Annotated in this window: 14 protein-coding genes; 8 read left to right on the top strand and 6 right to left on the bottom strand. The window is 70.6% G+C overall.

Annotated elements, in window-relative coordinates:
- Positions 1-267: 267 nt before the first annotated feature.
- The 3 genes from WME83_RS12135 (at position 268) to WME83_RS12125 (ending at position 4587) form a co-directional block, all read left to right on the top strand.
- On the top strand, positions 268-1965 hold the full coding sequence (locus tag WME83_RS12135) for a DUF1592 domain-containing protein (RefSeq protein ID WP_437319438.1): 1698 nt from the start codon (positions 268-270) through the stop codon (positions 1963-1965).
- Positions 1966-1979: 14 nt separating this feature from the next.
- Positions 1980-3338, top strand: a complete 1359-nt coding sequence (locus tag WME83_RS12130; protein ID WP_437319437.1) for a DUF1552 domain-containing protein — start codon at positions 1980-1982, stop codon at positions 3336-3338.
- Positions 3339-3573: 235 nt separating this feature from the next.
- Positions 3574-4587, top strand: coding sequence for an alpha/beta hydrolase family esterase (locus tag WME83_RS12125; protein ID WP_437319436.1), 1014 nt, complete (start codon positions 3574-3576; stop codon positions 4585-4587).
- Between the two features lie 232 nt (positions 4588-4819).
- Here the strand turns inward: WME83_RS12125 and WME83_RS12120 are convergent, their stop codons facing one another.
- From WME83_RS12120 to WME83_RS12110, 3 genes are all read right to left on the bottom strand, one after another.
- A complete protein-coding gene (locus WME83_RS12120) occupies positions 4820-6319 on the bottom strand; it encodes a non-reducing end alpha-L-arabinofuranosidase family hydrolase (RefSeq protein WP_437319435.1) in 1500 nt (499 codons plus the stop codon).
- A gap of 211 nt (positions 6320-6530) precedes the next feature.
- On the bottom strand, positions 6531-7970 hold the full coding sequence (locus tag WME83_RS12115) for an endo-1,4-beta-xylanase (protein WP_437319434.1): 1440 nt from the start codon (positions 7968-7970) through the stop codon (positions 6531-6533).
- Between the two features lie 163 nt (positions 7971-8133).
- Positions 8134-8898: a hypothetical protein gene (locus tag WME83_RS12110; protein ID WP_437319433.1), complete on the bottom strand. Its 765-nt coding sequence runs from the start codon at positions 8896-8898 to the stop codon at positions 8134-8136.
- A 1136-nt stretch (positions 8899-10034) separates the two neighbouring features.
- On the opposite strand from WME83_RS12110, the gene WME83_RS12105 reads away from it, so the two are divergent.
- The 4 genes from WME83_RS12105 (at position 10035) to WME83_RS12090 (ending at position 16667) form a co-directional block, all read left to right on the top strand.
- Positions 10035-11780: a glycoside hydrolase family 43 protein gene (locus tag WME83_RS12105; RefSeq protein WP_437319432.1), complete on the top strand. Its 1746-nt coding sequence runs from the start codon at positions 10035-10037 to the stop codon at positions 11778-11780.
- A 95-nt stretch (positions 11781-11875) separates the two neighbouring features.
- The gene (locus WME83_RS12100; protein ID WP_437319431.1) at positions 11876-12922 is read left to right on the top strand and encodes an SGNH/GDSL hydrolase family protein; all 1047 of its coding nucleotides are present in this window, start codon (positions 11876-11878) and stop codon (positions 12920-12922) included.
- 563 nt (positions 12923-13485) lie between these two features.
- Complete coding sequence (locus WME83_RS12095) at positions 13486-15234, top strand: DUF1592 domain-containing protein (protein ID WP_437319430.1); 1749 nt, start codon at positions 13486-13488, stop codon at positions 15232-15234.
- Between the two features lie 2 nt (positions 15235-15236).
- Positions 15237-16667, top strand: coding sequence for a DUF1552 domain-containing protein (locus WME83_RS12090; protein WP_437319429.1), 1431 nt, complete (start codon positions 15237-15239; stop codon positions 16665-16667).
- A gap of 52 nt (positions 16668-16719) precedes the next feature.
- Here WME83_RS12090 and WME83_RS12085 read toward each other — a convergent pair whose 3' ends face one another.
- A complete protein-coding gene (locus WME83_RS12085; protein WP_437319428.1) occupies positions 16720-18501 on the bottom strand; it encodes a hypothetical protein in 1782 nt (593 codons plus the stop codon).
- A 347-nt stretch (positions 18502-18848) separates the two neighbouring features.
- Between WME83_RS12085 and WME83_RS12080 the strand changes: the two genes are divergently transcribed.
- Positions 18849-19508 (top strand): hypothetical protein, encoded by a 660-nt coding sequence (locus WME83_RS12080; RefSeq protein WP_437319427.1) that lies wholly within the window; start codon positions 18849-18851, stop codon positions 19506-19508.
- Here the strand turns inward: WME83_RS12080 and WME83_RS12075 are convergent.
- Entirely contained in the window at positions 19489-21273 is a 1785-nt protein-coding gene (locus WME83_RS12075) for an ABC transporter ATP-binding protein (RefSeq protein ID WP_437319426.1), read from the bottom strand. The two genes, WME83_RS12080 and WME83_RS12075, sit on opposite strands and share 20 nt — an antisense overlap.
- Before the next feature lie 83 nt (positions 21274-21356).
- The gene (locus WME83_RS12070) at positions 21357-23414 is read right to left on the bottom strand and encodes a hypothetical protein (protein WP_437319425.1); all 2058 of its coding nucleotides are present in this window, start codon (positions 23412-23414) and stop codon (positions 21357-21359) included.
- Positions 23415-23501: the final 87 nt, after the last annotated feature.

The raw sequence follows: 23501 nt of genomic DNA, 5'->3' as shown, positions 1-23501 counted from the left end.
GCGGCGGCTCGGCGTGACCGCAGGTTGCCCGCGGTCGCGCCGCCCCCCGGGATCGCGCGGTTTCTCGCGATTTCGCGCGTGCGCGAGGTCACGAGCTCCGGTCAGGCTCGAAGGACTCGGCGTCGATCGACCGCTGGCCAGACATTGCGGGGGAAGCCGAGGCCGCGCTCGACGACGCAGAAGGAGATGCCGTTTCTGGTCTCTGGTGGTTGCGCCCTTAGCCACGCTGAAAGAGCTGCTCATTCGTCAGAGCCTATTCAGGAGACAATGATGACCTCACCGTCTTTTTCAATCACCGGCCGGCCGCGCTGGAGGCGGGCGCTCGGCGCGGGGCTCTGCGCTGCGGCGCTCCTCCTCGCCGGGTGCACGGGCTCCCTGGGCGACCCGGATCAGGGCGACGGTGCCTCGCCGGGCGGCGCGGCGGCGTCGCAGGTCGCCGAGCGCAGCATGTTCCCGCGGCTCAGCCACGCGCAGTGGGAGAACACGGTGCGCGATCTCCTGCGGCTCGACGACAGGCCCGGTCTCTCGGCGTCCTTCACGACCGATCCGCTCGGAGGCGTGTTCGACAACAACGAGGCCGCGCTCCTCGTGACCCCGGGGCTCTGGAGCGATTACCAGCGCGCCGCCGAGGAGCTCGCGGCGATGGTGACCGCTGACGCGGGCAAGCTCGATCGGATCGCGCCCGCGGACCTGCCGGACGAGCCGGAGGCGCGGGCGCAGGCGTTCGTCGAGCGGTTCGGCGAGCGGGCGTTCCGGCGCCCGCTCACGGCCGGCGAGCGGGACACGTACCTCGCGCTGTTCCACCGGGGCAAGGAGCTCTTCGAGGGCGAAGACCCGTTCGCCGCCGGCGCGCGCGCTGCCCTCGAGGCGTTTCTGCAATCACCCCATTTCGTTTACCGGGTCGAGCTCGGCGCCGGGCCGGCGAAGGGCGGGCTCATCCCGCTGAGCGGGCACGAGATCGCGACGAAGCTCTCGTACCTCTTCTGGAACACGATGCCCTCCGACGAGCTCCTCGCGGCGGCGAAGGCGGGTGAGCTCTCGACCCCCGAGGCCGTCCGCGCCTACGCCGAGCGCATGCTCGACGACCCGCGCGCCCGCGAGGTCATCGGCGCGTTCCACCGGCAGCTCTACGATTACGAGCAGTACCACGACCTCAACAAGGACCAGGCGCTCTACCCCGAGTTCGTCCCCGAGATGGGGGACGACATGCAGCGCGAGGCGGAGCTGTTCGTGGAGCACATTGTCTTCGACGAGGAGGGTGGGCTCACCGACCTGCTCACCTCGCGCACCGCGTTCGTGAACGACCACCTCGCGGCGGTCTACGGCATCGAGGGGGAGTTCTCGGACAAGTTCGAGCAGGTGGAGCTCGCCGGGGCGGAGCGCTCGGGGCTGCTCACGCGCCTCGGCTTCCTCGCGTCGAAGGCGACGGCGCGGCAGCCGGACTCGATCCACCGCGGCGTCTTCGTGAACCTCAGGATCCTCTGCGCCGCGCTGCCGCCGCCGCCCGACGACGCGACGGGGCTGCCGCCGGGCGAGCACGCGACCAACCGCGAGCGCGTCGAGGCGCACACGGGCAAGGGCACGTGCGGTGAGGCGTGCCACGGGACCTGGATCAACCCGGCCGGGTTCGCCTTCGAGCATTACGACGCGATCGGCAAGTACCGCACGACCGACAACGGCGTGCCGGTCGACGCCGCGGACGCCTACCGGTTCGGCGGCGCGCTGAAGAGCTACGCGGACGCGATCGAGTTCAGCCGGATCCTCGCCGAGAGCGACGAGGCCCACGCGTGCTACGCGCGGCGCTGGATCGAGTTCGCGCACGGCCGCAACACGGGCGCGAAGGACCGGCAGTCCATCAAGGAGCTCGGCGAGGCGTCGCGCGGCGGCGCCTCCACCAAGGAGCTCATCCTTCAGGTCGTCTCGTCCGACACCTTCCTCACCCGTGTTCCTGCGGAGGCGCAATGATCACCCGACGACGTGTGCTTCGAGGCCTGTTTGGCGTCACGGTCGCGCTCCCGTTCCTGGAGACGTTCGCGCCCCGGCGCGCCGCGGCCGGCACGGGCGACGTGCCGCCCTTCGCGATCTTCATGCGCCAGGCGAACGGCGTGGCGCAGGCGGCCGGCGACGAGCCCGAGATGTTCTGGCCCAGCGAGACGGGCCCGCTGTCGAAGGCGTCCCTGGAGCGGGACAGCGACCGCGCGGTCAGCGAGCTCAAGGACTACGCGAGCCAGCTCATCCTGGTTCGCGGCGTGGATTTCGCGTTCAAGGCCAACGGGTGCGGCCACTCCGGCGGCGGCAACCAGTGCCTCACGGCCGCGCGCGTGTCGGATCAGCCGTCGGGCAACGAGTCGCTCGCGATGGGCGAGTCGATCGACAACCGCATCGCGACCGAGCTCAACCCGCCCGGCGTCGAGCCGCTGACGCTCTACGCCGGCAGGATGTCCGGCTACATCAACGAGGTGCTCTCGTACCGCGGGCCGAAGCAGCTGCGCGCCGCCGAGCGCAACCCGTCCAACGCGTACAAGAAGCTCTTCGGGCTCGCCGACGTGGGCGCCGAGGCCCAGCAGGCGCTGACCGAGCGCCGCGCCAGCGTCAACGACCTGGTGCGCGGGGAGATGCGGGCGCTCATGGGCCGGAAGGACCTCAGCAAGAGCGATCGCGAGCGGCTTGAGCTCCACTTCGACAGCATCCGCGACCTCGAGGTCGCGCTCGCGTGCAATCTCCCGGCGGAGGCGGTCGCCGCGATGGATGCGATCTCGCCGAACGTCGGCAGATCCGAGAACGTGGAGACCGTCACCCGCATGCAGATGGACATCATCGCGCTCGCGATGGCGTGCGGCGTGACGCGCGCGGCGACGCTCCAGGTGGGCGACGGCAACGACGGGACCGAGTACACGATCCATGGCGTCCGGCAGAAGAGCTACCACAAGATCTCCCACCGCATCGACAGCGACGGCACCTCGGGCCCGCCGATCGAGGGCGCTCAGGAGCTTCACCACCAGATCGACCGGATCCACGGGCGGCTCTTCAAGTACCTGCTCGACAGGCTCTCGTCCTACGAGCTCGGCTCGGGGACGCTCCTCGACCACGGCGTGGCGGTGTGGCTCAACGACAACGCCGACAAGTTCCACGGGTACCGGAGGGTCCCGTACATCCTCGCCGGCGGCGCCGCGGGCTACCTGAAGACCGGCCAGTTCGTCGACGTCAAGGTCACGAACAACAAGCTGCTGAACACGATCGGCGCGGCCGTCGGCTGCAAGAACGCCCAGGGAGGCCCGCTCGACGATTTCGGTGACGAGAGCCTCGAAGGCGGGCTCGTCGACCCGATCATCGCCTGAGGGAGCAGGAGGCCCGCACGCCTCGGAGGCGCCGAGCCCGGGTGCTGGACCCGCCGCTCGCGGCGTCCGGTCACGCGGCGACCAGCTCCGTCTCATTCCGAGGCGGGCTGCGTCCGACCTATCGAACAACGGAGAAGCGCGGATGAATTCGAGAACACGGTTGCCCGAGCTGGCGCTATGCTGGCTCCTCGCCGGCTGCGGAGCGGGCGATTCGGGCGACGCATCGGGTACGGCCGTGTCTGCAGGCACGGGCTCGCCCGGGAGCGCAGGCGCGGGAGGGTCGACGGCAGCTGGCGCAGGCGCCCCCGGCGACGGGGGCTCGGGCGGAGCGACGTCCGGCGGCGGCGATGTCGCCAGCGGCACTGGCGGCGACGGCAGCGGCGGCTCGGGCGGCAGCGGCGGCTCGGGCGGCAGCGGCGGCTCGGGGGGCTCGAGCGGCGGGGTCGTTCCGAGCGAAGGCTGCGGGAAGGTGCCCACGCTCAAGGACAAGAGCACCGTCACGATCCGCAGCGGTGGCAAGGACCGCAAGTACATCCTGTGGCTCCCCGCCGGCTACGACAAGGACCGTCCTTACCGGCTGGTCATCGCCTACCACTGGTACACGGGCAGCGCGGAGCAGGTCGTGGATTGCACCAAAGAAGGGATCCGGTGCTACACGACGCAAAGCCCGTTCTACGGGCTCTGGGACCTTGCCGAGGACAGCACCATCTTCATCGCGCCCGACGGGCTGAACGCTGGCTGGGGCAACGCGAACGGAGAGGACGTCACCTTCACCGAGGACATCCTCGAGCAGGTGGAGGCCGACCTGTGCGTCGACAAGTCGCGGATCTTCGCGAACGGCTTCAGCTATGGCGGCGGGATGACCAAGGCGCTTGGCTGTGCTCGACCTGACCTGCTCCGCGCCATCGCGGTGTACGGGGGCGCCGACTTCCTCGCCGGTTGCGACGGAGGGACGATGCCCCTCGCGTTCTACGGCGCCCACGGCGTGAGCGACGGGACCTGCGCTTACACCTCGGGCGAGCAGATCCGCGACAGGTTCGTCAAGAACAACGGCTGCACGGCGCAGGATCCACCCGAGCCGGCCAGGGGCAGCGGCACGCACACCTGCGTTTCGTACACCGGCTGCTCGAGCGGACACCCCACGCGCTGGTGTGCGTTCGACGGGGATCACACCCCCTCGCCGAAGGACAGAGGCCAGTCGACGACCTGGAACCCTCGCGAGGTCTGGGACTTCTTCACGCAGTTCTGAGCTGAGGCCTCGTCGGGCGGAGCCCAGACCCGGCGACCCGGACGCGAACCTCACCGGCGTGGGGTCGCGGCCCGGGTCGCTTGGCGCGCCGCGGTTGAACCACAGGGGCACAGAGGACACAGAGGAAGAGAGAAGAGGGAGAGATCAGGATCTTTTCTTCATCCCTCTGTGCCCTCTGCGCCCCCGTGGTTCCAATCCCTTCCTTCTCGAGCGTTTCAGGCTGATCGGCGCTCTAGCGCACCGCCTTCAGCAAACCGAGGCGATACGGGAGCTGCGAGTATTCGCCGCCCGACCTCGGATCGCGCCCCTGATACAGGAACTGGAGATTGCAGGTGTCGATCGTCGCGGTCTCGTCGTTGCCGTCGCGGAGCAGCTCGCCATGGCTGACGTCGTCGCTCCAGTCGGCCACGCCCGACGCGTAGGTGACGTTGTTCTGGCCTGCGAACGGCGCGTTCCAGGTATGCGCGAGCGGGGTCCACGCGCCGTCGAGGCGATCCGCGGTGAACGAGCGGTAGAACCTGGCGCCCGTCGGGCCGATGGCCTCGATGAGCGTCAAGTACTTGTCCATGCCCTTGATCTTGTACGTGGAGCTCCCCTCGAACAGATTGTTGCGATTCGAGTCCTGAAGGGCGACCGAGACCGGGCCGAACCCGCTCGGGAAATTGCGCAGGGCCGTCTGGCTGCGGTACATCTTACCGTCGTCGCCGGTGAAGAAGAGATAGCAGTTGGCGCTGTCGCAGATCACCCAGTAATCGATGGGCAGGCTGGGCATGCCAGAGGGCGTGGACGAGAAGAAGTTCTGGGGTCTGCTCCACGTCTCCGGGCGGCTCGGGTCGTCGGTCGTGGAGAACTGCGGCGGCTGCGATTGATAGATGAGGTACCACTTGTTCTGCGGCCTGAAGAAGAAGATCTGCGGCGCGCACCGATAGCCGCTGAACCCAGGCGTGCGATCCATATAGTACTGCGACGCGGAGGCGGCCTGGGGCCAATCGGTGAAGTTCAGGTGAGTCATCTGCCAGTTGCCGGCGGTGTTCGCCGTGGTGGCATAGATGTTGTAGCGCTGGTTATGGAAGACGACCGTCGGGTCCTTGATGGACACGATATTGTGCGTGGAGTCAGACTTCGGGCTCACCAGGATGCCGCTCGACTGCCAGCGGAAGGAGGTGGGCAAGCCGCAGCCCCCGCCGTCGGAGCCCCCCGTCCCTCCGCCCGAGGTCACGGGCGCGAGCCGGAATTGCTGGTTGGTCCCGCCGTTCGACGCCCACTGGATCACGGCGGTGCCGTCCGCGGTGCCGCGGCCGTAGACGTCCAGGGACTTGCCGCTGTGGCGCGCCGTGAGGCGCACGGCGCCGCCGGTGACGTCCGTGAACGACCACTGCTGGTTCTCCCCGGTCCAGCAGGAGTATTGCTGGACGCGGGCGCCGTCGGTGGTCGAGGCGCCCGTGACGTCCATGCAGCGGTCGCTGCCCACGTTGCGGATGCGGTAGTAGCCGCCGCCCGCCGATTCCATGCGGAACTGTTGCCGCGCCGAGCCGTTGCAGGTCGCGATCTGCAGGCCCGCTCCGTCAGCGGTGCTGCCTCCGGCCACCTCGACGCATTTTCCGCTCTGTACGCCGGTGATCGTGTAGGTCGCCGCGGTGTCGATGGTGACGCTCTCGGCCGCGTCGCCGAAGTCGAACTCGGCTTCGTCGAGCTGCTCGGCGGGACCGCACGCGGTTGCGGCGACGACCATCGTGGACAGCAAAGATAGTTGAAGTACGACTCTCATCATCATCTCCTGTGCTCACCGGGAGCTGAAGCGGTAAATAAGACGCATGAGGCGCCCGGGATGGGCCGCGCGGGCTCGGGCTCACGGGCAGGCTCCGTCGAACCTGCGCCGTGAGGACGAGCCTGCGCGGCGATCTCCGGGCGCGCGGCTGTCGGGGACGCGCGCGTCGGCGCGGTCAGCGCCCCAGGTAGCCCATCAGCCAGGACATGGCGGGCCGCATCTGGCCGCCGCTGCTCATGAGCCCCGAGTTGGAGAGCCACGTCTGGCCGCTGATGTAGCCCCACAGCGTGATGCCCTTCACGCTCGGATGGTCGTAGAACATGGGGAACTGGCTCTGCATCACGCTGAGCTGCTGCGCGTCGTTCGCCAGGTTGATGTCGTACTCGGTGATGTAGACCGGCAGGCCGGTGCCGGCGAGCCGGTCGAGGAAGGTCTTCACGGTGCTGGTCGGCATCGAGAACGCGGCGTGGGCCTGCGCTCCGATGCCGTCGATGGGCGCCCCTGCCGCCCGGATCCGATTGACGATGTTGATGGTGTTCTGGTTGTCGCCGCTGTACTCGATGTTGTTGTAGTCGTTGAGCAGCAGCTTGGCGTTCGGACAGTACTGCCGCGCCCACTTGAACGCCTGAACGATCCAGTCGTACCCGCTCGCTCCCGCGCCGCCGAGGGCGTTCATGTACACCGGCGTGGTGTGCGGGGGCGGCTCGTTCACGACGTCGATGATGGCGACGTCCGGGTAGCGCTGGCAGAACGCTCGGATCCACTCCTCCACCTCCGCGCGCTGCTCGCTCTGCGACAGACCGGCGAGCCAGCCCGGCTGCTGGGCACCCCAGATCAGGGTGTGGCCCTTGTACGGAATGTTGTTCAGGCGCGCGTAATCCCGGACCCGGTCCATGCCGGACCAGTTCATGACGTTCCGCTGGCCCTCGACGGAGCCCCACTTGCCCTCGTTCTCCGGGGAGAGCTGGTTCCAGTACCGGGCCAGATCCGATCGCACCTGCCCGCCGGTCGTGATGTTGCCGACGAACTTGCCGCCCCCGCCGCCGGTCCCCGTTCCGCCCGAGGTCACGGGCGCGAGTCGGAATTGCTGGTTGGTCCCGCCGTTCGACGCCCACTGGATCACGGCGGTGCCGTCCGCGGTGCCGCGGCCGTAGACGTCCAGGGACTTGCCGCTGTGGCGCGCCGTGAGGCGCACGGCGCCGCCGGTGACGTCCGTGAACGACCACTGCTGGTTCTCCCCGGTCCAGCAGGCGTATTGCTGGACGCGGGCGCCGTCGGTGGTCGAGGCGCTCGTGACATCCATGCAGCGGTCGCTGCCCACGTTGCGGATGCGGTAGTAGCCGCCGCCCGCCGATTCCATGCGGAACTGTTGCCGCGCCGAGCCGTTGCAGGTCGCGATCTGCAGGCCCGCTCCGTCAGCGGTGCTGCCTCCGGCCACCTCGACGCACTTTCCGCTCTGCACGCCGGTGATCGTGTAGGTCGCCGCGGTGTCGATGGTGACGCTCTCGGCTGCGTCGCCGAAATCGAACTCGGCTTCGTCGAGCTGATCGACGGGACCGCACGCGACGAGCGCGAGGGCGGTCAGCAGGGGCCATCGTTCGAGTCGCATTCTCATAAGGTTCTCCTGTGCTTAAGCGAGTAAGGTTGCAGAGTAAAACCGGATGCTTCGACGCATGGATGCATCGATCTAACGTCACTCCTCGAGGATAACGTCGCTCCTCAAGGCGGTCGGGCGCGAGCGCCGCGGCGCGCGGTCACGGCTGCGCCGCGGCGCGAGGTCACGGCTGCGCCAGCTCGACCGATTGCACGTCGAGCTGGATGAACTGGCCGATGAACGGCTCGGGCGCCGGCGGCACGCCGTCCACGACCAGATGCTTGAAGTTGGCGATCATGGTACGATTCGGATCGTCGCCCAGGAAGGACACGGTGGCTCCGCCGCGGATCGGGATGGTCTTCGTGTGGTCGATGATGAACACGTCGTGCCCCACGGTGGGGTTGTCGTTGAGGTAGTAGACCTCGGGCGGGTCGGACACCGAGAAGCTGTACCTGTTGTACGTCGGGTTGTCGGGCGTGCCGCCCACGCGGAAGTGCATGCCGTCGGGCGTGCCGCCCCGATACGTCTCCGGCTCGACCACGCCCCGGAGCCGGACGGTCACCTGGTAGACCGTGTCGGGCGAGCCGCCGAACGTCCTCTTCTCGTCGACCCGCGTGGACGTCGCGCACTCGTCGCGGTTGCCGGGGTCCTGGTCGCAGGGGATCTCCCAGCGGAAGCCGTCGATGCTGGCGGCCGCCGCGAGCAGGTCTTCGCCGCCGCTGCCGCCGGCTCCCCCATTGCCGCCGGCTCCGCCGCCGCCGCCGTCTCCCCCGCTGCCGCTGGAGCTCGCGGAGCTCGCGCTGCTGGAGGCGCTCGTGCTGGCGCTCGTCGCGGCGCCGCCGCCGGCCCCCCCGACGCCGGTCGAGCTGGCGCTGGAGGTGGCCTGGTCGCCCGAAGGCGGGTCGGCATCGGAGCCGCAGGCGACGAGGAGCATGAATGCAGGGACCACGAGTGGAAAAATTCTCATTTTGCACCAGTCCGGCGAGCGCGCCGGTATTGTAGGTGGGAATGCCAAACGTCGTCTCGTCGACATCGCGCCTCGTTCGAATGGCCACGCCGGGGTCGTGAGCGGCCCGGCGCAGCACCGCGGCTCGCCGCATGACCGTCTCGACGGGTTTCTCAGGCCGTGATCCGCCTGAGGTCGTCGATGCGGGTCATGTCGGTCGATGTGCAGCGCGTCGAGCGGTTGCTCGCGAACCGACACGCGCGCGGGTCGTCGTCGAGACCCCGCGCCCAGCGCTGCTGACCCGCGACTGCGGCGTCCGCGAGCTCACCGTGGCTCGCGCACGCGACAACCGAGCGTGCGGAACCTGCGCCGAGATCGATCGGCTGACGAAGCTCTCGACGCGTATGGCCACCCCTCCGGAGCGAAGCAAGAGATACGAATGGGTTCTCATGTTAACGCTAACAGAGACGATGTCAATCCAGATCGACCACGCTACGTCTTCCTCGAAACTGAAGTGAGATGATTGACCGGGCTCTTCCGGAGCGCCGCGTCACGAAGCGCGGGCGCTGGCTTCATCTATATTCATCCATTTCATCCATGCTGCCGCACTCGACAGTGCGCCTGGATTTCTCCGCAGCTGGGGCTTCATCCATTTCATCATGCTGCCGCACTCGACAGTGCGCCTGGATTTCTCCGCAGCTGGGGCCGCGAACGCACACCTCGTGTGCTCGGGTAGCGGGTAGATCGAGGGCTGGAGGTCCTGCCCGCCCTCGATATCCCGCGGCGCCTCGCGCCCGCTCCGCTCGATGCCGCGGGCCGGAGGAGCCCCGCCAGCCTCGTCCGCCCCCGGGCCGGACGACGACCCGCTGGCCGGTCGATCTGTGTTGACTACGGCCATGTTAGCGTTCACATTGGCCAGGAGAAGTATCCTTCTGCTTCCCCAGGGATGGGTCGTCCGCGCCCGACCCCTCGTCATTCGACCGAGCTCGGCACCGACTCCGTTCGCGCGGTGGTGTCGGACGCGAGCGCTGACGAGCTCATGATGACCTGCCGCCACGCCGTCCGGTGATTCAGGGCCGAGCCGCCTACGACATCGACGAACCCTGACGAAGCTTCAGGAGACCAGCAAGGATCCGAGAATGGCAACGAACACGACGCTCCTCCAACGTAAGGCCCTCACGGCGGCATCGATACTTTGCGGCGTGGCTGCATTCCCGTCCGTCTCCCTGGCGGACAACCCCATCGTTCAGACCATCTATACCCCCGATCCCGCTCCCATGGTCCACGATGACACGGTGTACCTCTACACCGGTCATGACGAGGACAGCGCCACGGACTGGTTCGGGATGAACGAATGGAGGGTGTACTCCTCCAAGGACATGGTGAACTGGACGGACCACGGCTCACCGCTGAAATTCAGCGATTTCAGCTGGGCAAAGGGGGACGCGTGGGCAGGCCAGGCCGTCCACAGGAACGGGAAGTTCTACTACTACGTGCCCGTGACGAGCCGCTCGCTCAACAGGATGACCATCGGCGTGGCCGTGTCGGACAGCCCTACCGGTCCGTTCAAGGACGCCCTGGGAAAGCCGCTCGTCGCGGCCGATTGCGGCGACATCGATCCGACGGTGCTCATCGACGACGACGGCCAGGCCTATCTGTACTGGGGGAACCCGAGCTCGTGTTACGTCAAGCTGAACGAGGACATGATCTCCTACCAGGGAGGCGTCGTTCACGTGCCCATGACGGCGACGAGCTTCGGGCAGCGCACCGGGGAAAATGATGGTCGTCATACGACCAAGTACGAAGAAGGCCCATGGCTCTACAAGCGCGACGGGCTGTACTACCTCGTGTATGCGGCTGGCCCCATCCCCGAATACATCGCCTATTCCACGAGCACCAGCCCCACCGGCCCGTGGACGTACCGCGGGGTCATCATGCCCACGGAGGGCAGCAGCTTCACCAACCACGCGGGCGTCATCGATTTCAAGGGGAACTCCTACTTCTTCTATCACAACGGTGCCCTGCCGGGCGGCGGAGGCTTCCACCGATCGGCGGCCGTGGAGCAATTCACGTTCAACGCCGACGGTACATTCCCGACGATCAGGATGACCAAGGAGGGCCCGCCCGGCGTCGGGAACCTGAATCCGTATGTCATGACGGAGGCTGAGACCATCGCCTGGGAGTCCGGTGTCGAGACCGAGAAATGCAGCGAGGGCGGCGTGAACGTCACCTCGATCGACAACGGGGACTACATCAAGGTGAAGGGCGTCGACTTTGGCACCGGCGCGGTGTCCTTCGACGCGAGGGTGGCCTCGGCGACCGGCGGCGGCAGCATCGAGCTGCGCCTCGACAGCCCGACCGGCACGCTGGTCGGGACCTGCACGGTTCAGGGTACCGGCGGCGCCCAGACCTGGGTGACCACGTCGTGCGCGGTCGACGGCGCGACGGGGATACACGATCTGTTCCTGAAGTTCACCGGCGGAAACGGTCCCCTGTTCAATTTCAACTGGTGGAAATTCACGCCGCTCGACGCCCCGGATCCGGAGCCCACCGGCGTCGGGGGCGGCGGGGGCGCTCCAAGCACGGGTGAAGGAGGAGCCACGGGCACCGGCGGCTCGGGCGAGGGTGGGAGCGTCAGCGGCGCAGCGACCACCAGCACCGGAGCAACGGTGGGCAGCGGCACGGGGGGCGCCGGCGCCGCCCCCGCTGATGGCGGCAGCCACGACGAGGCCGGGTGCGCGTTCCGGGTCAGCTCGGGGTCCAGCTCCCCCGCGGGGGCGCTCGCCGCGTTGATGGCGCTGGGCGCGGTCGCCGCGCGGCGGCGCCGTGCGCAAGGACCTGGGCGCCGCGGGGCCGCGGGTCGACGCTCCGCGAAGACCGCGTGAGCTCGAGCTGCGCGCGAGGTCTCACCTGGGGCCCGCGAGCGCATCGGGTTCACTCCCGGCTCTGCCATTCAGCGTGCGCGTCATGGAGGAATGCAATGAATCGGGTTGAAATGCAGTACCCGCGGCATGGATCGCACGAACGGAGCGATGCGGAGCACCGCAGGCCGCGCCGTTCGACGTGGGCCGCCAGGGCGGCGGCCGTCGCCCTGGTGGCGCTGCTCGGCGGGTGCTCCGATGAGCCGGGCGACACGACGTCGACCGGCTCCGGGACCGGCGGGGGCGCTGCCTCGAGCGTGAGCAGCGGGGATACGACGAGCGGCAGCACGACCAGCGCGAGCGCGAGCACGACGGGCGGCGGCGCGACCAGCGCGAGCGGCGGCGGCGGAGACAACGCGGGCGGCGCCGGGGGCTCGGACGGCGGCGGCGATGCCAGCACGGGCGCCCAGGGCGGAGGCGGCGCGGGGGGCGAAGGCGGCGCGGGCGGCGCGGGCGGCGCGGCCGGGTTCACGCCGTGCCCGACGAACGGAGAGCCTTGCAAGATCCTGCCGCTCGGCGACTCCATCACGGACGGGATCGGGGGGGTGCAAGGCGGCGGCGGCTATCGGATCGAGCTGTTCAAGAAGGCGCGCGCCGCGGGCAAGAACATCACGTTCGTCGGCTCGCTGATGAACGGGCCGGCGATGGTCGACGGCGTCGCGTTTCCGCGGGCCCACGAGGGGCACAGCGGCTGGCGGATCAGCCAGATCGGTGGGCTCGTGCCGACGCCCGCGTTCTCGAGCGGCCCGCACATCGTGCTGCTCATGGTGGGGACCAACGACGTGACCCAGAACGATGACCTCGCCAACGCGCCGCAGCGCCTGGGAGCGCTCCTGGACAAGATCTTCACCGCGGCTCCCGACACGCTCGTGGTCGTGGCGAAGATCATCCCGATCAGCTTCGCCGATCCCAAGGCGGTCGCCTACAACGATGCGTTGGAGGATATCGTCGAGGCCCGGGCGTCCGCAGGGAAGCACGTGGTGCTGGTGGACCAGCACTCCGGGTTTCCGCTGTCGGAGCTCCCGGACATGGTACACCCGAACCAGGCCGGCTACGCGCGCATGGCCAACGTCTGGTACGCGGCGATCGGCGACCTCTTGCCGTGAGGCGACGGCGCGCGATCGCCTCTCTGCGAGGCGATCCCCGCGCGCCGCGCCGCCGGACCGCGCCGGTCCACCGACATCGTAGCTTGCGCGGGCGCAGAGGCCCCGGCGCGCGAATCGGTGCTGCTCCAGGAGGAGCACAGCCTAACGCGTCGCGCTGGGCGCCTCCACGCGCCGCGGACGCCGGAAAACTGCTGTATTGTCGTAAACTTGGCGTCCTCGTCAAACGCCCCGATCGCGACAAATTGGTTTGACTCATGAGCGTGTGTAGTTGAAACTAAGCATGTCCGGAAGTGAGCAGAGCGCTCGGCAGCACCGCGCGCTCGCCCCCGGAGGATCCTCGCCCGACGGCGAGGTGGCACTTCGCTGCGGCGACGACACGGTTTGTCGTTGCGCGGCTTCGCATCCTAGGGTGTGGAGCATGGGGGTTTCGGGATGGGGTCCAGTCGAGGGAGGCTTGCCTTCTGCACCGGTTAAGTCCACCTCGCCCCGTGCCGTAGGCTGGTCTCGATCGATGGGCGAGTGAACGGGCGTTCGCGCCGCGGGATAGATTGGGAGGTTTGTTCATGCATCGACCTCGGATTTGGGATCGGATAAAGCGCGCGGCGCCCCCCGCTTCGGGGGAGGGGCAGGTCGCCCGGGAGCGCTCGCCTCGGAGCGCCGCGTGGCGCCGCGCGGCGTGGCTCGCCGCGTGCGCCTCGGCCCTCGTGGCGGCGGCGTGTACGGGCACCCTCGGGAGCAACTCCGGCGAACAAGAACCAGGCGGCAGCAGCGGGCGACCCGACGACGGGCGCCCGGACGCGGAGGCGCAGTGCGCGCCGCGGCTCGGGCGCCGCGTCGTGCTGCTCACCGATCTTCAGTTCACGAACTCCGTGCGCACCGTGCTCGGGGACACCGCCGTGCGGGCCGATCTGGCGCCCGACGACAAGACCAAGCCGTTCATGAAGAAGGGGCTGGTCGCCGGCACATCGCTGGTGCGCGGGCGGCTCGACAGCGCCGCTTACGCCGCGGAGACCCTCAAGGGGCGCTTCCAGGAGGTGACGGGCTGCGCGCAGGACGGGGATGACGCGTGCGCGCGCGACTTCCTGGCTCGGTTCGCGGCGCAGGCGTTCCGGAGGCCGATCGGCGAGGCCGAGCTCGCGGACCTGATGGAGGTGTTCGCGCTCGGGAAGGAGGAGAGCTACGAGCGCGGCGTGGTGCTCGCCGTCGAGGCCGTCCTCGCGTCGCCCTCCTTCTCCTACCGGACGGAGCTCGGCGAGAAGGACAGCGACGGCGTCGTGCGGCTGACGCCGCACGAGCTCGCCAGCGAGCTCTCGTTCTTCCTCACGGACAGCCAGCCGGACACCGAGCTGATGGCCGCCGCCGACTCCGGGGCCCTCCGCGACCCGAAGGAGATCGCACGGCAGACGGAGCGGCTGCTCGCGCTGCCGGAGACGCGGCGCAGCCTGAGCACGACGCTGCTCGCGGCGTGGGGGCTCAGCAACCTGTTCGGCACGATCAAGGATCCTGGGATGTTCCCCGAATACGGTCCCGGGCTCCAGGCGGCCATGTTCCACGAGACCGAGCTGTTCGTGGACGAGACCCTCTGGGAGCGCGGCGCGGACGTCACCGAGCTGCTCACGTCGCGCGAGACGTTCGTCAACGAGCCGCTCGCCAAGGTGTACGGCGTGGAGCACACGGGCGCGGCGGAGGAGTTCGCGCGGGTCACCCTGCCCGAAACCCAGCGCGCCGGCCTGCTCACGCACGCGAGCGTCCTCGCGACGCTCTCGCGCACGGACAACACGAGCGTGGTCGCGCGGGGGCTGTTCGTCCGCGGCGCGCTGCTCTGCCTGCCGAAGCTCGCGTCGCCGCCGGAGGAGCTCGCGCAGGCGGTGGCGGACCTGCTCAAGGCCGACATGACCGAGCGCGAGCGCGCCGAGGCGCGCGCGATGAACAGCACCTGCGGCGTGTGCCACCGGGGGTTCGACCCGTTCGGCCTGATGCTCGAGAACTACGATCCGCTGGGTCGCTATCGAGACACGCTCGATGGAGAGCCCATCGACTCGAACATCGAGATGAACGGGCTCCTCGGGCTGTACGAGAGCTACCCGAACGCGGTCGAGTTCATCGGCGTGATGGCGCAACGGGAGGAGTTCGCCGCGTGCCTGACGCGGCACCTCGTCACCTACAGCACCGACGATGAAGAGCTCAGGCCGGACGACTGCCAGGTCGAGGGCGTGATCAACGCGCTGCCGGTGGGCGAGCGCACCCTGCCGGCCATCGTGAAGGCCGTCGCGACGTCGCGCGCGCTCGCCGAGCGCACGGAGGAGGAGTGACCATGAACCGCAACCTGCCCTATGTCTCGTCCCGCCGCCGCTTCCTCCAGGGCGTCGGCGCCGCCGCGGGGATGTTCGCGATCCTCCGCGGCCTCGAGCGGACCGCGGAGGGCGCGCCGAGCCCGAAGCGGTTCCTCATCGTCCAGCGGCCCGTGGGCACCGTCTACGAGAACTGGTGGCCGCAAGGCAACGGGACGAGCTTCACGCTCTCCCGCATCCTGAAGCCGTTCGAGCCGGTGAAGGACAAGATGGTGGTGTTCCGCGACCTGAAGCTGCCGTACGAGGGGTCGGTCGGCGGCGGCCACGAGCGCGGGACCGTCCTGATGGCGACCGGCACGCGGACCAAGCAGCTCTACCCCGGCAACGGCGGGGACGACCCGATGGCCGAGGCGGCGAGCGTCGATCAGCTGATCCAGAAGCAGTCGGCCGATCTGCAGGGGACGGCGATCGCGTCGCTCCAGCTCTCGTGCGACAAGCGCGCGGACACGCCGGAGGTGTCGACGCGCCACATGTCGTACTCCGGCCCGCGGGCCCCGATGACGCCGTACTACCAGCCGTTCGACGCCTACCAGCGGGTGTTCGGCACGCTGATGCCCGGCGGGACGACGAACGACAACCTCGAGGCGCTCGCCAGGGCGCGCCGGCAGAAGAAGAGCGTGCTCGACTTCGCGACGCGGGACATCGGCCGGCTCCACGAGCTCGCGCCGAGCGCGCAGCGCGAGCTCCTGGACGCGCACCTGGAGGCGATCCGCGAGGTGGAGAAGGAGTTCGACGCCGACCCGACCAACCCCGCGTTCTGCGGCATGGAGCAGCCGCCGGAGATCGTCAGCGTCAGCGAGTACATCGACCCTTACAACTCGTCGCACGTCGTGAGAGAGCGCGACGACGAGAAGCACGCGCGCATCGGCGCCCTGCACTTCGCCGTGGTCAAGGCGGCCTTCCGGTGCGACCTGACGCGCGTGGTGACCTTCCAGTGGGCCCCGGGGACGAACCACGTGAGCTTCGGCGATCTGTGGCCGCCGGACTCGAAGATCTTCAAGGTCCACCACACGACGAGCCACGATCCCGACACACGGGATACGCTCGAGTTCCTCACGCGCGTGGAGGAGTTCTATGCCAACAAGATGGTGGGGTTCCTGCAGGAGCTCGCGGCCGCAAAGGACGTGAACGGCGGATCGCTGCTCGACAACACCCTCGTTCCTTACATCACCGAGGTCGGGACCCGACATCACAACTGGGACAAGGTGGCCTGGCTGCTCTTCGGCGGCGCGGGCACCAAGCTCCTCGGCGGGCGCGTGTGGGACAACGGCGGCCGCGGCCTCCGGTCGACCAACGACTACTGGATGGCGTGCGCGGGCGCGTTCGGCCTCCCGAACTTCGTCATCGGGGACTCCGACCTCCACACGACGGCGATCTCGGGGCTGTTCGCGTAGGCGCGAGCGTTCGGGGCGAGCTCTCCCCCTCTCCAATCACGCCTCGCGCCGATCACGGGCGCACCGCGAGGTACACCGTGCTCCAGAGCTGCACCGCGTTCGACTCGTCGTGGTGCGCCCGCTCGGCGCCGAACGGGACCAGCCGGTAACGGCCGCCCTCGACGGCCCAGCTCCAGAGCTCCCGGGTGCTCGCCTCCCGCGACGCCTGAATCACCTCCCACAGCGCGCGCCGCGCGCGCTCCAGCGCGCCGCGCGCGGGGGCCGGCAGGTCGCCGCGCGCGAGCTGCCGGTCGAGGCCCGCGGCCAGCATCGCCTGCTGCCACGACCAGGTGACCGTGCCGTGGTAGTGGCCTCGCGTGAACAGCGCCCAGAGCGCCGGGTCCGGCGCGAGCGCGGGGTTCGCGACGAGGACGCCGACCGGCGTCCGCAGGCCCGCCGGGAAGGGGCGGAGCAGGCGTCCGGCGATCTCCTCGAGGGCGCCGGGCGGCGGCTCGGTGAACAGGAGGACGAAGCTGTCGTCGGAGTGCATGATGGGAAGGGGCCTGCCCTCCCGGTCGAGCGCGATCGCCGGAAACGAGAGCGGCCCCGAGAGCGACGCGAGCGCCGGCGCCGCGTCCAGGCCGAGCGACGCCGCATAGGCGGCGACGCGCCGCCTCGCCTCCGCCTCCGGCACCTCCACCCGGAAGAACACGCCGGCGTCCCTCCACGCGCGCGCGAGCCGCTCCGCCCGGCCGGCGCGCTCCCCGTCGGCGCCGAGCAGCGGGCTCGCGAGCAGCCGCGCCGACGCGCGGAGCGCGGCCGGGACGAGGGCGGCGTTCACGTCGTACGGGATGCGGCCGAACGCGAGGCCCTCCTCGCTGTCGCGCCACTCGCCGACCGACTCCCCCTCCTTGAGCGAGACGAGCGCCCTCGGGTCCCCCGTCTCGGCGAACGGGGCGGCGAGGCGGAGCACGAGCGACACGTTCCGCGCGAGCGCCTGCGCATACGTGTCGCCCGCCGGCGTCCGGCGCGCGAGGAACGCCGCCGCGCGCTCCCGGCCCGGCGCGCTGCCGAGGAGGTACTCGGCGCAGAGCGGCGCGAGGAGGAAGTCGTCGTCGACCATCTTGTAGTCGTAGACGGGCTGGCGCAGCGCCCCGGCGCGGCCCGCGGCGAGGCGCAGGAGCGCCGCGTACTCGCCGATCGCCTCCTCGTGCGCGACCTCCCCGGACGGGCTCAGCCGATCGAGGACCGAGCCGATGCCCGCCTCGATCACGGCCGGCTCGAGGGCCGGCAGGAGCATCCTCACCGCGAGCAGCGTGTCGCGGCCAAAGTACGTGAGGAAGCGCCAGGACCCGGCCAGGAGCTTCTCCCGGTACGCGAGGAAGGCGAGCGCCTGCCGGTGGCGCGGGTCGTCGGCGGCGCGCTCGGTGACGAGCTCGTCGAGCGGCACCGGCGTGAGCGGCGGCTCGTCCGAGAGCGCCGTCACCCGGACCCGGAGGCCGCTCGGGCCCGCCGTGAGCTCGATCCGCCCGTCCGGCCCCAGCGCGGCCGTCGTGCCGCCCTCCGGCTCGACGAGCAGCTCGAGGTGGTGCTCGCCGTCCAGCGTGGTGCGCCGCGCGGCGATCGACGCGCCGCCCGCCTCGACGTCGCTGCGCAGCCAGGCCGGGAGCGGCGCGTCGCGGCCCACGTCGCGCACCGTGCGGATGCTCCCGAGGATCAGCCGATGGACGCGCAGCGCCGGGGCCGCGCTCGCGAGCAGCGCCGAGACGCCGCGCATGCCGCCGGGCCGCTCGACGCCCGAGAGGCCCCCCTCCACCGAGAGCTCGACCGGCGCCGGGAGCGCGTCGAACCACACGGCGATTCCCGTGTTGCCCGCCGGAAAAGCGACGATGAGGCGCGGCGACTCGCCCGATGTCGTCAGGACATGAGCGGCGATATGACCGCGACGGAAGAAGTGATTACGATTCCGGCCTTCCTGGATCTCGAAGGCCAGGAGCTCAGGAGCGGGCGCCGCCGGGGGCGCCTCGCCGTGCGGCGCGCCGGAGGCGCAGGAGGCGGCAAGGAGCGTTGACAAGGTGGTTCCCCTCATGAATCGCGCGGTGTTCGTGGGCCGCGTGGGCACCGCGAGACGCTAGCTAGCCAGGACGCGCCTGCCAAGGACTAAGGATCTTCCTGCGGACGCTAGCTTACCCCACCGACGCGTTGGCCGCTTATCACGTGTTTTCATTGAATTATCACGGATTCAGCAGAACGCTCACGACAGCCTCTTCAGGTGACCTCGGCGCGCCCGCATCCGAAAGGGAGGCGACGAGAAAGAAAGGGTTCACACCTTTGTTGCCCTGTGATAACCCATCCGAGACCTCGGTTGTCGATAGTGGGTTCGCAGCAGGCGAGTCGCCTGCCAACCACCGTGAGGAAAGGGGGTTCGAGATGGACGAGAGCATCTCCGGCCAGATTGCGGCCGGCAGCAACGGTTCCGACCACGCGCAGCTCAGCAATCCGCGAGAGGGGCTGATTTATACGTGGGTGGACGGCAGCCTCGGCGTGGCCGACGAGGTCGTGCGCGCGGGGTTCGGCTTCCTCGACGACGTGCGCGTCGAGACGCAGGAGCGGCTCGGCGCCACGATCGACCTGATCGAGGGTATCCAGCGCAGCGTGCTCCGGGTCGCGCGCAAGGCGCTCGTCCGCACGGACGCGATCAGCGCGCGCGCCCTCACGAACGGCCAGCATGGCTGGTATGCGCTGCTCGGCACGCTGCGCCGCACGTCGCAGGGCGCGACGGCGCTCGCGTCGGAGACGGCCGTCTCCATCGTGGGCGAGCGCAAGGCGACGCAGCAGCTCATCATACAGCAGTCGTCGTGAGCTGCGCGCTCACGAACTGCCGCTCGACCAGCCGGCGATAGAGGCCGTCCTCGGCGATGAGCGCCGCGTGCGCGCCGCTCTGCACGATCGTACCCCCATCCATCACCAGCACGCGGTCGGCGCCCATCACCGTCGAGAGGCGGTGAGCGATGATCAGCGTCGTCCGCCCCTTCATCAGCGCGTCGAGCGCGCCCTTCACGAGGTGCTCGCTCTCCGCGTCGAGCGCGCTCGTCGCCTCGTCGAGCACGAGCAGCCGAGGGTCCTTGAGCATCGCGCGCGCGATCGCCACGCGCTGCTTCTGCCCGCCGGACAGCTGCACCCCGCGCTCGCCGACGAGCGTGCGATACCCCGACGGGAACCGCTGGATGAACCCGTGCGCGTTCGCCGCCCGCGCCGCCGCCTCGACCTCCGCGTCCGAGGCGTCCTCCCGCCCATAACGGATGTTGTCGGCCACGCTCGCGGCGAAGAGGAGCGGCTCCTGCGCGACGATCCCGACCTGCCGGCGGAGCCAGGTCGGCGAGAGCTCGCGCAGATCGCGCCCGTCGAGGAGGATGCGGCCCTCGTCGGGGTCGTAGAGCCGCAGCAGAAGCGAGGCGATCGTGGATTTGCCCGCGCCGGACGGCCCGACCAGGGCGATGACCTCGCCGGGGCGAACGGCGATGTCGATGCCCTTGAGCACGGGCACGTCCTTGCGGGTCGGGTAGCTGAACCGCACGCGCTGGAGCTCGAGGCGCCCCTCGACGGCGCTCGGCTGGGCGCCGCCCGCGTCCGCCATGGCCGGCGCGCGGTCGAGGAGGTCGAAGATGCGCTCGGCGGCGCCGGTGGCCTTCATGAAGTCGGCCCAGAGGTCGCTGAGGCCGCCGAGGGCGAAGGCGACGACGATGGTGTAGACAAGGAACGAGGTCAGCCCGCCGAGCGTCATGCGGCCCTCGACGACGAGGTGGCCGCCGTACCAGAGGACGAGCGCGGCGGCGCTGTAGCCGGCGAACGTGACCACGCCCATGAAGCTCGCCGAGGCGCGGATGCGCTTTTTGGCGAGGTCGAACGACTCGGCGACCCGGCCGGAATAGCGCGCCGCCTCGTGCTGCTCGGCGGCGAAGGCCCGGACGGTGCGGATGCCCGAGAGCGCCTCCTCGGCGACCTCGCTGGCGCGCGCGAGCGCGTCCTGCACGCTGCGGGAGAGCCGGCGGACGCGTCGGCCGTAGGCCACCGAGCCGATCGCCACGACGGGGACCACCGCGAGCATCAGGAGGGTGAGCCGCGGGGAGGTGTAGAAGAGGAACGCGACGCCGCCGATCACGGACGCGGCGTAGCGCAGCGCCATCGACACGTTCACGCTGACGGCGCTCTGGAGGACCGTGGTGTCCGAGGCGAGGCGGTTCGTCAGCTCGCCGGTCCTGTGGTCGTCGAAGAACGCCACCTCCTGCCGGAGGAGGTGCTCGAAGAGCTGCGCCCGGAGCCGGGCCACGACGCGCTCGCCGGCGGTCGAGAAGAGGACGTACCGCAGCGCGACGGCGGCGGCCTGCACCACGATGAGGAGCGCGAGCCAGAGCGCGGCGTCGTCGATCGCCTCGACGCCGCTGCCCGGGCCGAGCGCGTCGTCGATGATCTTCCGGATCGCCTGGGGGAGCAGGAGGCTGATGCCGCTGCCGACGCCGAGGAAGAGGGTGCCGAGCGCGAGCTTGCCGAGCTCGGGGCGGGCGAGGCGGAGGAGGCGCCGGAGGTGCGCTGGGCCGGGGCGCCGGCCGTCGTCTGGGCTCTGCATGGCGGGCGCGAGCGTAGCAGGCGGCGCGGCGGCGGCCGCGTCGCGGGCCGGGCCGCGTCGCGGCCGGCGCGCGGTCGTCGGCCTCAGCGCCGGTCGGCCCCGCGCCTCCGCCGCCGCCGGTAGAGCGCCGCGGCCAGCGCGAGCGCCGCGGCGCCGAGGCCGACGACCGCGAGGAGCAGCCCCGTCGCGCCCCAGCGGCGCAGCGGCCCCGGCGCGGCCTGCCCCGGGCCCTCCGCCGGCGGCGCGTCCCCGGCGCTCTTGGGCCGCGCGAGCGGGACGAGCGCGCGCCGCGCGGCCGCCGCCTCGGCGAGCGCGCGGCGGACGCCGGCGGCGTCGAGCGAGGCGCCCGCCGGGATCAGGGCGCGCAGCGCGGCCCTGCCGTCGAAGAACGCGGCGCCGTCGCCGCTCCACGCGGTGGGCGAGGCGTCGAGCGTCTCGTCGAGCGCGGCCGGGATCACGGCCTTCACGATCGCGTCCGCGGCGCCGGGCGACGCCGACCTGGCCAGCGCGATGTAGCCGGCGTCCTGGATGCCGCGGCGCAGGCTCTTCAGGCGCATCGAGGGGAGCACGCCGGCGAAGCCGACGGAGCGGGCGGCGAACCGCCCGCGCTGCGTCCCGGGGTAGAGCAGCATGCCGTCGCCGAGGCAGGCATCGCCGTCGCGGTTGTGGAAGTTCTCGGCGACCGTGAACGGGTCCACGGGCCCCTTCCCGCCGCGGTTGCCGTCGTGCCAGAACGCCGTCTCCCAGAGGAACCAGCGGCCCACCTCGTGGGTCGCCGCGATCCAGCCGTCGGCCATGAGCCCGGTGAGCGGCGCGTCGATCATGAAGGTGCCGGTCCGCGGCAGCGCGCCGTTGTACACCCAGAGCCGCTTGCCGGCCTCGCGCGCGGCCCGCGCCCACACGGAGTCGAAGCGGTTGGCCGGCGTGAGCACGAGGTCGACGTCCTGCTGCAGCGGGTGCACCTCGCCGCACGAGTGCCCCACGAGGATGCGCGACGACAGGCGCGAGCCGCGGACGAGCCGGCGCCACCCGGGCCCGCGGGGGCTCTCGCACTGCTCGTCGACCGCGTAGAGCATCACGTCGTCCACCGCCGGCGGGAGGCTGTCGGCGACGGCCTCGACGCGGCGGAGCGTGTCCTCCTTCGGATCGCCGAAGCCGCCGTACGCGCCGAGCGCCACCGCGGCGGGCGGGACGCCCTGGCCCGGCCCGCGGTAGCCGCGCTCCTTCGTGTAGAGCGAGCCGTCGATGGCCGGCCGCAGCCGCTCGACCTCGGCGGGGCTCCGGACCGAGGCGAAGCCGTCGACGTGGTGCTCGTGGAGCAGCTGCCAGAGCTGCTGCTCGACGGCAGGTCCGTCGCCGATCCGCTCGGCGACGCGGTCGATCTCGTAGAAGGCGATGAAGTCGACCGGGCCGTACGGCAGCGTCGCCGGCGCGACGTCGAGCCTCAGATCGAGCGACGCGAGCTCGCCGTGCGAGGCCGAGCGGACCACCACCTTGCCCTCGTGCAGCCCGGGGGCGGCGCCCTCCGGGACGTGGAGGTCGACCCAGACCGCCCGGGTCTCGCGGGCGCCCACCTCGAGCGGATACGGCGCCCAGGGCGGCGCGAGCTCGATCGGGATGAGCGCGTCGGGGAGGAACCCGAGGTGCCGGTCGTCCGGCGGGCGCGCCGCCGGGCTCCACCCGAGCGACTCCAGGGGTCGCTGGTCGTTGCGCGAGCGCTGCCGGATCTCGACGTAGTGCTCGACGAAGCGGGCGATCGAGATCGCGTCCGCGGGCGCGGCGCCCGGGGCCTGCTGCGCCGCGGCCGGCGCGCCCGCGGCGGCCGCGGGGGCGAGCCCGGAGAGCTCGACCGTGACGCCGCGCACGGGCTCGGCGCCCGCCTCGACGATCACCTGGAAGGCGACGACCTCGGCGCGGAGCGCGCCGAGCCGGATCGGCGCGCCGGGCCGGAAGAGCGCGTTGCCGTCGCCGCGCGAGAGCGGCAGGCCGACGTCCTTGCGCCGGACGCGCGTGCCGTCGTCGGCCACCCAGACGAGCGCGCGCTCCGGCTGCGCCTCGCCGGCGGCGGCGCTCGCGGGCAGCGCGCACGGCGACAGCGCGGAGAGCAACGCGGCGGGAAAGAACGTGAGGGATCGCGGCATGGCGCTCGGCTTTCCAAGGAGGAGCGGCCGACGGGATCGGCGGCAGCGCCATGCTAGGGGCTCCGGGCCGCGGTTGACAGCGCGGCC

The organism is Sorangium sp. So ce385 (genome assembly GCF_051474135.1).
Taxonomy (GTDB): Bacteria; Myxococcota_A; Polyangia; order Polyangiales; family Polyangiaceae; genus Sorangium; species Sorangium cellulosum_D.
This window is presented reverse-complemented; position numbering and strand designations above follow the sequence as displayed.

Excerpts from the sequence above, each read along its gene's own strand:
- WME83_RS12135 (WP_437319438.1), top strand. The coding sequence starts at position 268 with ATGATGACCTCACCGTCTTTTTCAATCACCGGCCGGCCGCGCTGGAGG.
- WME83_RS12120 (WP_437319435.1), bottom strand. The coding sequence starts at position 6,319 with ATGGTCGTCGCCGCAACCGCGTGCGGTCCCGCCGAGCAGCTCGACGAA.
- WME83_RS12115 (WP_437319434.1), bottom strand. The coding sequence starts at position 7,970 with ATGAGAATGCGACTCGAACGATGGCCCCTGCTGACCGCCCTCGCGCTC.
- WME83_RS12105 (WP_437319432.1), top strand. The coding sequence starts at position 10,035 with ATGGCAACGAACACGACGCTCCTCCAACGTAAGGCCCTCACGGCGGCA.
- WME83_RS12100 (WP_437319431.1), top strand. The coding sequence starts at position 11,876 with ATGAATCGGGTTGAAATGCAGTACCCGCGGCATGGATCGCACGAACGG.
- WME83_RS12095 (WP_437319430.1), top strand. The coding sequence starts at position 13,486 with ATGCATCGACCTCGGATTTGGGATCGGATAAAGCGCGCGGCGCCCCCC.
- WME83_RS12090 (WP_437319429.1), top strand. The coding sequence starts at position 15,237 with ATGAACCGCAACCTGCCCTATGTCTCGTCCCGCCGCCGCTTCCTCCAG.
- WME83_RS12075 (WP_437319426.1), bottom strand. The coding sequence starts at position 21,273 with ATGCAGAGCCCAGACGACGGCCGGCGCCCCGGCCCAGCGCACCTCCGG.
- WME83_RS12070 (WP_437319425.1), bottom strand. The coding sequence starts at position 23,414 with ATGCCGCGATCCCTCACGTTCTTTCCCGCCGCGTTGCTCTCCGCGCTG.